Origin of the sequence: Pseudomonas sp. CP-1, from assembly GCF_021213715.1 — a bacterium.
GTDB lineage: Bacteria > Pseudomonadota > Gammaproteobacteria > Pseudomonadales > Pseudomonadaceae > Pseudomonas > Pseudomonas aeruginosa.
On sequence record NZ_JAJQKY010000015.1, the window covers coordinates 132,689 to 142,925 of the forward strand.

At 69.4% G+C, this 10,237-nt stretch carries 8 protein-coding genes; 5 read left to right on the forward strand and 3 right to left on the reverse strand.

The features are described 5' to 3' along the window. Window position 1 precedes the first annotated feature (1 nt). From LT948_RS24890 to LT948_RS24910, 5 genes are read left to right on the forward strand one after another with little or no spacing between them, the layout of a single operon-like run. Complete coding sequence (locus tag LT948_RS24890) at window positions 2–1,459, forward strand: M48 family metalloprotease (protein ID WP_209364720.1); 1,458 nt, start codon at window positions 2–4, stop codon at window positions 1,457–1,459. Beyond that, the gene (locus tag LT948_RS24895) at window positions 1,456–2,127 is read left to right on the forward strand and encodes a hypothetical protein (RefSeq protein WP_209364718.1); all 672 of its coding nucleotides are present in this window, start codon (window positions 1,456–1,458) and stop codon (window positions 2,125–2,127) included. The genes LT948_RS24890 and LT948_RS24895 overlap by 4 nt, the downstream gene beginning before the upstream one ends. Continuing rightward, complete coding sequence (locus tag LT948_RS24900) at window positions 2,124–2,786, forward strand: hypothetical protein (RefSeq protein WP_003089328.1); 663 nt, start codon at window positions 2,124–2,126, stop codon at window positions 2,784–2,786. Before LT948_RS24895 ends, LT948_RS24900 begins: the two co-directional genes overlap by 4 nt. Continuing rightward, the gene (locus LT948_RS24905; RefSeq protein WP_024947115.1) at window positions 2,787–4,331 is read left to right on the forward strand and encodes a M48 family metallopeptidase; all 1,545 of its coding nucleotides are present in this window, start codon (window positions 2,787–2,789) and stop codon (window positions 4,329–4,331) included. It begins immediately after the preceding gene. Beyond that, window positions 4,318–4,953, forward strand: coding sequence for a hypothetical protein (locus tag LT948_RS24910; RefSeq protein WP_003089334.1), 636 nt, complete (start codon window positions 4,318–4,320; stop codon window positions 4,951–4,953). The genes LT948_RS24905 and LT948_RS24910 overlap by 14 nt, the downstream gene beginning before the upstream one ends. A 12-nt stretch (window positions 4,954–4,965) precedes the next feature. On the opposite strand, the gene LT948_RS24915 is transcribed toward LT948_RS24910, so the two are convergent. The 3 genes from LT948_RS24915 to LT948_RS24925 all read right to left on the reverse strand — a co-directional run bounded on the left by LT948_RS24915 (window position 4,966) and on the right by LT948_RS24925 (window position 10,037). Beyond that, a complete protein-coding gene (locus tag LT948_RS24915; protein WP_003089338.1) occupies window positions 4,966–5,253 on the reverse strand; it encodes a hypothetical protein in 288 nt (95 codons plus the stop codon). A gap of 120 nt (window positions 5,254–5,373) precedes the next feature. Further along, window positions 5,374–7,494 carry a TonB-dependent receptor family protein gene (locus LT948_RS24920; protein WP_033995469.1) on the reverse strand — a complete coding sequence of 707 codons (2,121 nt, stop codon included), beginning with the start codon at window positions 7,492–7,494 and terminating at the stop codon, window positions 5,374–5,376. A gap of 131 nt (window positions 7,495–7,625) precedes the next feature. Then, window positions 7,626–10,037 (reverse strand): glucose/quinate/shikimate family membrane-bound PQQ-dependent dehydrogenase, encoded by a 2,412-nt coding sequence (locus LT948_RS24925; protein WP_033995467.1) that lies wholly within the window; start codon window positions 10,035–10,037, stop codon window positions 7,626–7,628. Window positions 10,038–10,237 lie beyond the last annotated feature (200 nt).

Below are 10,237 nucleotides of genomic sequence, written 5' to 3' on the forward strand. Positions count from 1 at the left end.
GATGAGCCACGATACGCTGCGGGTAAGGCTGCTCGCGTTCCTCTTCCTGATTCCCCTGGCGCTCTACGCCTGGTCCGCCGTGCAGGCCTTCCGGGTCGACTCGACCCTGCGCGACGAACAGTTCATGCGCGACTGGAGCGCCTCGGCGCGCAACGACCCGGACGCCGCCGGCGCCATTCCCCGTCACCTGTTCCGCCCGGCCTATGGCGTCGAAGGTCATCTTCACCAGTTCGCCGAAGACGCCGAGGCCATCCGCCGCGACCATCCTTGGCTGGCCCTGCGTGGCTGGCTGGCCGCTTTCGGCAAGCTCTGCGCGCTGGCGTCGGCACTGGTCGCGGCCGCCTTGCTGGCGAGACTGGAATACGACGGGCGCCGCTCGATGCGCTCGCAAGCCTACCTGCTCGGCCACCTCGCGCCGGCCTGGCGGCGCCTCGGTCGACTGGTCCCGCTGCACGCCGGCCTGCTGGTCGCCGCCCTGGCCAGCCAGTTGCTCTACGAAGCGCTGTGGAGCTACAGCCACTGGCACAGCCACGGTTTCGTCGCCCTGCTCTTCTCGCTGCCGCTGTGGCTGCTGTTCCTCGGCGGCCTGCTCATGCTGCGGCGCCTGCGCGGAGAACTGCTGCCGCTGGAGGAACCGGTGCTCCACCTGCTCGGCCGCGAACTCGACCGGATCGCCGCGCCCGGCCTCTGGCAATGGCTGGGACAGATCGCCGACCGCGCCGGAGCGCCGCTACCGGACCATGTCGTCACCGGCATCGAGCACTGCTACTTCGTCACCCAGGCCAAGGTCCTGCTGGCACCCCGCGGCATTCCGCTGGAGGGGCGTACCCTGTACATCCCGCTGACCTATGCCACGGTCATGAGCGAGGCCGAAAGCGCCGCGATCATCGGCCACGAACTGGGCCACTTCGCCGCCGGCGACACCGCCCACGGCGCCTCCCTGTCGCTCCTGCAGCGGCAGGTGCGCCTGCGCATCGAACGCATCGCCGCCCCCGAGGATGGGCGTGTCGGCCTGCTCGGCAAGCCGGGCCTGTGGGCCGCGCTGTACTTCCTCGATCGCTTCGAGCGCGCCTACCTGCACTGGAATCGCCGCCAGGAACTGGCCGCCGACAAGGTCGGGGTGCGGGTAGCCGGCGCGCGGGTCTTCGCCATCGCCCTGCTACGCACCTGCGCCCTGGCAGGACTGATCGAACGCCTGCTGGCCAGCCCGCAGACGCGCAACCTGGTGCATGCGCTGACCGACCATCTGCGCGGGCACTCCCTGGAACTGGACGAACAGGACAGCGCGCGCCGCCTGGAACACCCCTTCGACAGCCATCCGCCGACCTACCAGCGGATCGCGGACCTTTCCCTGGCGCTCGACGACGACCTGCTGCGGCAGGCAAGGCGCATCGTCAGCGCCGACGACACGCAGTGGCTCAACCGCCTGCTCGATGCAGGCCACGGGGAAAGCCGATGATCCCGCCGGGCGCGCAAGCACCCTGCCCCGCCGGGGCAAGGGACGACGAAGCCACGCGGTTGCGGCGCTTCGTCGCCAGCGTTTCCAACCGGATAAGCATCGGCGCCGCCCGTGGCGCGGCGCCGCTGTCCGCCCTGCTCGGCCTGCTGCTGCTCGGCGGCGCCTGGACCTTGCGCGACCACCCCGGTCCCGGCCATGAGGCGGCGGCGCTGTGCCTGCTGGCGGCGGCCGCCCTCCTCATGTGTCTGGCCTGCCTGCAGCGCAACGCCAGGAACGCGCCGTTCCTCGTCCTCGGCCAAGGGCGCCTGCGCGCCCGCAGCCTGTCGGCGCCGCTGGACCTGCTGGAGGTCGCCGACCTGCGCCTGGAGGACGGAGTCTGGTTCTCCGCGATAGTCCTCGAACTGCACGGCAAGGCACTACCGGCGCCATCCACGCGCCCGCTCGACCCGTTCGCCGCGCGTGCCGTCAGCGAATGCCGGGACGGCCCACAGGTTCGCCTGCTGTCCCCCGGCTGGCGCCTCAATGGTCGCAACCTGTCGCTACTGGAGGCCGCGGAGGTCATCGACCTCTACCTGGACATCGCCCGCGCCCAGGCCCGGCTCCGCCAACTGGGCGAGATCCCGCCCAGTGCTTCCTCTTCACTCCCAACTCCAAGGATATTTTCATGAGCAACCAGGAACCCCGGGACCTCGTCTCCAACCTCGCCGAAACCCTCGGTGCCGAACACGAAGAGCTGAACCAGGCGAAGACCGCCGAGGTCATCGCCCACCTGGAGCGGGTGATTGCCAACGTACCGCCGGCCACCGAGTTCACCAATACCCGCAAGTACGTGGTGCTGGGTCCGCTGCTGAGCATCGTGCCCTTCATCATGACCGGCATGTGGTTCTCCCAGGGCAAGCCGGGGGTCGGCGTCGTCGGCTTGCTGCTCGGCCTGTTCGGGCTGTTCCTCGGCTACCAGCATCGCAACTCCGGCAAGACCCCCTTCATGCGCCTGACCCGTACCCAGCTCTGGGCCGACAGCCTGTCGGCTCCGGTCGAGCTGGCCGACGTCATCGATTTCAGCGTCAAGGCCGACATGCTGCAAACCACCCAGACCCTCCACCTGCGGCCCGAAACGCCGCTGCCGACCCATCGCGCCGTACGCCAGGTGTTCGCCTCCCAGGCCATGGCCTTCAAAGGCAAGGACCCGCGCATCACCATCATGTCGGCCGGCCTGCAGAGCGATGGCAAGAAGCTGGACTGCGACGACATGGCGGCGATCCTCGACGCCTACATCCAGGCCGCCCACGCCCAGCGCTACCTGCAACAACTGCGCAGCCAGGGCTGAGTGAAGGGCACGGCCCATCCGCGAAGGCTGCTGCTTTGCCTGGTGCTGGTTCCAGCGCTGCTGGCGGGGCTCGGCGCCTGGCAGTCCTGGCGCGCCGAGCAGCAGGCCGAGCGACTGGGCGCCGCGCAGCAGTGGGTCGAGCGCGCGCTCGCCGAAGCGCGGGCGCTGCCGCCGAGGGCCAGCGTCCGGGTGGACGGCCGGGCCTATGTGCGCGACCTGGCCCTGGCGCGGCTCGACGAGCAACTCGCCGACACACGAAGCGCACAGCGCCTGAATCGCTTCGCCGCCGTCCTCGCCGATAGCGGAGCCTGCCTGGCGGCGCTGGTCGCCGTATTGGGAGCCGTCTCCCTGGCCGGCATCGCCGGCGCCGCACGCAGCGCACTGCGCTCGCGTCGCTGCCTGCTCCTGTGGTTCGAGCTGGGCCGACGCCTGCTGCCCTGCCTGCTCCTCGCCCAGATCGGCCTGCTCGCCCTGGCCCTGGCCTGTGCCGGAACGTTCGAGATCCTCGGGCTGTGGCGGGTCGGCCAGGTTCCGGTCAGCGAAGGACGCACCCAGCTGAGCGTGGCGCTGATCCTGCTCGGCCTGCTGGCGTCGGCGTGGCAAATGCTGGCGAAGATCAGCCGCTTGCGCCTGCGCCCGGCGCCGGCCCTGGATGTCATCGGCCGCCGGCTGGGCGAAGAGGATGCACCGGAACTCTGGACGCTGCTGCGCGAGCTGGCGGCGCGCCTCGATACGCCAGCCCCGCAGCACCTGTTGGTAGGTCTCTGCGACGGCTTCTACGTGACCGCCAACCGCGTCTGCCTGCAACCTTCCGGCGAGCATCTGGAAGGACGCAGCCTATACCTCTCGCTACCGTTGCTGGGCCTGCTGGACCGCGCCGAACTGAGTGCAGTGATCGCTCACGAACTGGCCCACTTCGCCGGCCGCGACGCCCATTACAGCCTGCGCTTCCTGCCGATCTACCAGGACGCCGCGAGCCAACTGGCCGCCATCGAGGAGCAGGAAGCCAACGTCTTCGAACGTGCGGCACTGGAACCGGCGCGACTGTTGGCCGGGTACTTCCTCGAACGTTTCGGCCTCGCCGTGAACCACTGGAGCCGCCTGCGCGAATTCGCCGCCGACCGCCGCGCCGCACAACTGGCCGGTGCGCCGGCGATGGCCTCGGCCCTGCTGCGCAGCGCGGCGGCCGGCGCGCCGATACGGGCGTTCCTCGAACACTGCCTGCTCGCTCCGGCGCGCGCGCCGGACAACCTGGTGGACGCCATCCACGTCTACCTGGGCCAGTCCGGCCTGGAAGCACCGGACCCCGGGGCGGAGGGACTCCAGGTCCATCCGCAGGATACCCACCCTCCGCTGGGCCTGCGCTGCACGGCGCTGGGAGAGAGCTTCGAACGCACCTGGGCCGGGACCGCCGGCCGGGCCGTTCCGACACGACCGCCGAGCCAGGCGCTGAGCGTCTGGTTCGGCGCCCCCCTGGCGTTGAGCCGAGCGCTCAGCGCCGACCTGCTCGGCAAGACCTGTGAGAATCCCCATGCAAGAAACTGACGAAACCCTCGACGAACTGCCGCCGCTGGAAGCCCGCTGCGAGATCCGCGAGGTCTCGCGGGGCACCGCCTGCGTTGCCCTGCTCGCAGGCCTGGTGGCTGGCGCCACCGGTCTCTGGCTCGCTTCGCTGCCCCACGCCTGGCGCCTGGCCAGTGGCCAATGGCTGTTCTGGCTGCCAGCCGCGCTGCTGCTGGGCGGCGGCCTGTACGCCTGCCTGGCGGGCGTGTTCCTCTACCGGCGCCACGGCCAGGTCGCGCTCACCCTGACGCCGGAGAGCATCGCCTTCGCCAACGCGCCGCAGGTGCCGATGTACACCTTCCAGTCGCTGGAGATCGAACGCGGGCGCTGGTTGGAACTCACCTTCGCGACCACCTTCGATTGCACGGCACCGCGCTTCGACAGCCATGCCCGTTTCGACCCGCGGGCTTTCGCCCGCCCCGAAGCCCGTGCGGTGGCCGGAGGCAAGCGGGTCAAGCTGGCACTCTGCGGCGCCGCGCTGAACGGCCAGAAAATGGAACTGGAGCCGCTCGCCCGACTGATCTACCGGTACATCCTCGCCGGCCATCGCCAGCGCGCCCTGCAACATCATCGCGCGCCCGGGAGCGACGGCAGCGGGGCCTGAAGCGAGCAACACTCAGGCTGCGCGCTGGCGTTGCCAGTCCACCGCGGCTTTCAGGCGCGCCACCACCTTGCGCACGAAGAGCGGGTCGTCCGCCACGCAGAGTTCCGCGCTGACCCACTCCGGCCAGCCGGCCCCCTGGCGTTCGCGGGCACCCAGCAGGCGCTCGACTTCGTCGCGCACGGCGCGCTCCAGGCGTTCGCTGGCACGATTGCGGGACAGGTGGAGGCGCAGGCAGGCCTGTTTCTCGCGCTCCAGGGCGCGGCGTCGGGACAGCGGCAGTTCGGCAAGGTTGTGGCTCATGATCGGTGCTCCTTGTCGCGCAGGCAGGCGATTTCCGATTACTGTGCATTCATACAGTAATCGGAATTGACGACGCTGACAAGGGCTGGACGGGTAGCTCGAACAAGCGCGCCCGGCACTTCAGAACTGGTATTCGACCCCGGCTCCCGCGTACCAGGACAGCCCGGGGGCCGCTTCGTAGTAACGCCGGTTGCCGTCGCCGACGATGACCGAGCCGACGTACTGGCGGTCGAACAGGTTGTCCAGGCGCACCAACTGGTGGAAGGTCCAGGCCCCCAGGCGCTGTTCGAAGCGGGTGCGCCAGTTGAATACCGCATAGCTCGGCGCGGCCTTTTCGCTGTTGCTGTCCTCGACGTAGACCTGGCTGCGGTACATGCCTTCCCAGCCCATGCTGATGCCCTCCACGGGCTTCCATACCAGTTCGCCGAACAGGCTGCTTTCCGGCACGCCCGGCAGGTGCTTGCCCTTGCCGATGGTCTTGCCGCCGGCCTCGAAATCCGAATCGTAGGTGGCGGATAGCCGGGTATAGGCCAGGTTGGCGTTCCAGTGCTCGCTCAGTTCGCTCTCCACGCCCAGTTCGAAGCCGCGGCGCAGGGTCTTGCCGGCGTTCTGGTAGCTGGTGCGACCGCCGAGGGAGCTGGCGACGACGATCTCGTCCTCGGTGCGGATCTGGAAGATCGCCGCGTTGACCCGCGTATTGCCCCACAGGCGCGCCTTCAGCCCGGCTTCGTACTGGCTGCTGGTGGCCGGCTTGAGGCCGAAGTTGAAGACGTCCGGCGCGTTCGCCGCCACCGGCGCATAGGCCATCTCCGCCTGGGTCGGGGTCTCGAAGCCCTTGCCGGCGCTGAGGTAGCCGTGCAGGTCGGGGGTGAAGGCGTACATCACCGAGAACGACGGGGTGTTCTTCCGGTAGCGCCGCGAGCCGCTGGCATCGCCGTTGCTCAAGTAGCGGTCGTCGACCTCCATCTTCATGGTGCTGTGGCGCACCCCGGCCTGCAGGGTCCAGGCGTCGATGGCCCAGCTCGCCTGCAGGTAGGGATCGAGGCTGGTGGCGGTGTCCACCTCGTCGCGGCGCAACTCGCCCTTCACGCCGAGCTGGTCGCCGTTGAAGTTCTGGTAGCCGCGACGGTCGTCGCGGCTCTGGTCGTAGTCGAGGCCGACGGTCAGGTTCAGCTCGCCCGGCGCCTGGCGTACCGGTTGCAGCCAGCGCACGGTGCCACCGTGGAAGTCGCGGTCGAAGTCCACCACGCCGCCACCGCGCTGACTGTTGGAGGCCACCCCCCTGGGGATCGACAGGTACTGCACGACACTGCGCTTGCCCACGTAGGCGTTGACCTGCAAGGTCGCCTCGCCGAAGTAGCGCTCGTAGTTCATCCCGGCCTGCTGGTGGTCGATGCTCTTGCGCGTGTCGTACAGCTTGGCGTTGGCGGTGACGGAGCGCGGGTCGTGCTTGTAGGCGTCCCAGGTCTGCCCCAGCGGATCTTCAGTGTCGTTCTGTTCCAGACTGCTGTAGATCAGCGCCAGGCGGCTGTCGGCGTCGGGCCTGAAGTTGAGCTTGGCGAAGGTCTGGTCGCGGCGCGCGGCGCTGTGGTCGCGGTAGCCGTCGGTGTCCATCCGCGAGGCATCCACCAGGAAACCGACCCCGTCGCCCTCGCCTTCCGTGTACAGGTGGTTGCGGCTCAGGCCATCGCTGCCGACGGTGGTTTCCGCGCCGACCCGCGGGGCGCCCTGGCCGTCGCGGGAGAACATCTGGATCACCCCGCCGGCGTTGCTGCCGTAGATCGTCGAGGCCGGCCCGCGCAGTACCTCGATGCGCTCGGCGACGTCGAGATTGAGGGTCGCGGCCTGGCCCTGGCCATCCGGCGTGCTGGCCGGGATGCCGTCGGCGAGCAGCTTCAGCCCGCGGATACCGAAGGCCGAGCGGGCGCCGTAGCCGCGCGAGGAGATTTGCAGGTCCTGGGCGTAGTTCTGGCGGTTCTGCACCACCAGGCCGGGTACCCGCGGCAGGACTTCGGAGAGGTTGATGCCGAGCTGGCCGTCGGCGATCTGCCGGCGCTCGATGCTATCCACCGAGAACGGCAGGTCGAAGGTGTCGCTGGGGTTGTAGCTGCCGGTCACCACCATGGGTTCGAGGCTGCGTCGCTCCTCGCCCTGGGCGGCGCAGGCGATGGCCAGGCCGCAGAGCGCGAGGGAGCCGGGCAACAGGTGGGAGACGAAGCTGGGACGGGGTCGGGACGGCATGCAGGGTTCCGCGGGTCGCAAGGTATCGAAGGGGCTTTGCCAAGGGCGGGAACGCGCCTCCCCTTGGCAAAGCCCCTTCCGGGCCGAGGCCCGGAAGGCCGGGAGCCGGCTGTGGGCTCCCGGTGGGCGGGTCATTGCCTGGGCAGGGCGTAGGCGATGATGTAGTCGCCCATGCGGGTGCCGAAGGAGCCGTGTCCGCCAGCGACGATCAGCACGTACTGGCGACCGTCCTTGCCGGTGTAGCTCATCGGCGTGGCCTGGCCGCCGGCCGGCAGGCGCGCCTGCCAGAGCTGCTTGCCGTCCTTCACGTCGTAGGCGCGCAGGTACTGGTCGAGCGTACCGCTGAGGAAGGCCACGCCGCCGGCGGTGGTGATCGAGCCGCCCATGCTCGGTACGCCGACGGTGAGGCCGATCGGCACCGGGGTGTTGTCGCGGCTGGTGCCGTTCTTGTGCTGCCAGACGACCTTGGCGGTGGTCAGGTCGATACCCGCCACGTCACCCCAGGACGGCGCCTGGCACGGCAGGCCGATGGGCGACATGAACGGATGCATGATCACCGCGTAGGGCGCGCCGGTGTTCGGCTGCACGCCGCTGGTCTCGCCCTCGCGCTTGCTTCCGCTGGGCACCTTGTCGCGCGGCACCATCTGCGAGACGAAGGCCATGTAGTTGGGGCTGGTGAAGAGGATCTGGCGCACCGGGTCGACCGACACCCCGCCCCAGTTGAACACCCCGACGTTGCCCGGATAGATCAGGCTGCCCTGCTCCGACGGCGGGGTGTACTGGCCCTCGTAGCGCAGCGAGCGGAACTGGATGCGGCAGAGCATCTGGTCGAACGGGCTGCTGCCCCACATGTCGCGCTCGGTCAGCGGCGGGCGCAGCAGGTTGAGGTCGGAACGCGCCTGGGTCGGCGCGGTATGGTCGCCCTCCACCGCGCCCTGCGGCGCCGGCACTTCGCGGATCGGCACGATCGGCGTGCCGTCGCGGCGGTCCAGCACGTACAGGCTGCCCTGCTTGGTCGGCGCGATCAGCGCCGGCTTGACGCCATCGGCGGTCTTCAGGTCGAGCAGGGTCGGCTGGCTGCCGACGTCCATATCCCACAGGTCGTGGTGGGTGAACTGGTAGTTCCAGCGCAGCTTGCCGGTGTTCAGGTCGAGGGCCACCAGGCCGGCGCTGAACTTCTCGGCGCCGGGGGTGCGGTTGCCGCCCCACTGGTCGGGCATCTGGTTGCCCAGCGGCAGGTAGACCTGGCCGAGCTTCTCGTCGACGCTGGCCAGCGACCACATGTTCGGCGAGTTGCGGGTATAGAACTTGCCGGGAGCCAGGGGCTCGGTCTCGTCCGGGTTGCCGCTGTCCCAGTTCCACACCAGCTTACCGTCGTGCACGTCGAAGGCGCGGATCACCCCGGACGGCTCGTTGGTCGACTCGTTGTCGGTGACGTGGCCGCCGATGATCACCAGATTGCGGGTGACCGCCGCCGGCGAGGTGGAGTAGTAGCCGCCCGGGGTGAACGGACCGATGCCGGCCGTCAGGTCGACCGCGCCCTTGACCCCGAAGTCCTCGCAGACCTTGCCGTTGTCGGCGTTGATCGCGAACAGGCGGGCGTCGGCGGTGGGCAGGAACAGGCGCCGCGGACAACTGGCGGCGACCGCCTTGCCGGCCTCGGAGAGCGCGGCCGGCGGCGCGCCGACGTCGCTCCTGGCGTACTGCTCTTCGTCGTAGTAGGAGACGCCACGGCAAGTCATGTGGGCGAAGCCCTTGAAGCCTACCGGGCTCTGGATCTGCGGATCGAAGCGCCAGATTTCCGCGCCGGTGTCCGGGTCGAGGGCCAGCACCTTGCTGTGCGCGGTGCAGGCGTAGAGCATGCCGTTGACCTTCAGCGGGGTGTTCTCGTTGGTCAGTTCCAGCGGATCGTCGGCGGTCGGCAGGTCGCCGGTACGGATGCGCCAGGCTTCCTCGAGCTGGCCGACGTTGGCCGGGGTGATCTGCTTCAACGGCGAGTAGCGGTCGCCGAACTCGGTGCGGCCGTAGGCCTGCCAGTCGCCGTCCGGCATCGCCGGGGCGGTGCTGGTCATGCCGCTGTCGCGGTCGATGCGACCGACGATCTGCCCCGGATTGGTGAACTGGCTGCCCACCGCGGCGGCGCCGGCCAGGACCACCGCCACGCCCAGCGCCGCGGTGCCCAGCGGCGCCGGCCCCTCGGCCAGCAGCGGACGACGGAACCAGGGCAGCCAGAGCAGCAGGCCGAAGACGAACCACAGGGCCAGGCGCGGCACCAGTTGCCACCAGTCCAGGCCGACTTCCCACAGCGCCCAGACGGTGCTGGCGAACAGCACCAGGGCGTACAGGCCTAGCGCCGCACGCTTGCCCAGCAGCAGCAACAGCCCGCTCAGGGCCAGGCCGATGCCGGCCAGCAGGTAGTACAGCGAGCCGCCCAGGCTCGCCAGCTTGATGCCGCCGGCCAGCAGCGCCAGGCCGGACAGCAGGATCAACAGGCCGAGCAGGCTCGGCAGCAGGCGCGATCGACTGTGGTTACCTTCGCTCATCGTCCGGTACTCCCTTCGGGGTTGATGACAGGCATTGCTTACTCTCCTATTACGTTCTGCACGCCGGGCTGTTCAGCCCGCCGCGCCGCGTTGGGCGGCGCTGAAGAAATGGCCGCTGGCCATGACCGAATCGCGGTTGTCCGAAGCAACAGCCTAGAACACCGTCTGGATCTTGATCCCCGCCACCAGCGCGTTGTCGA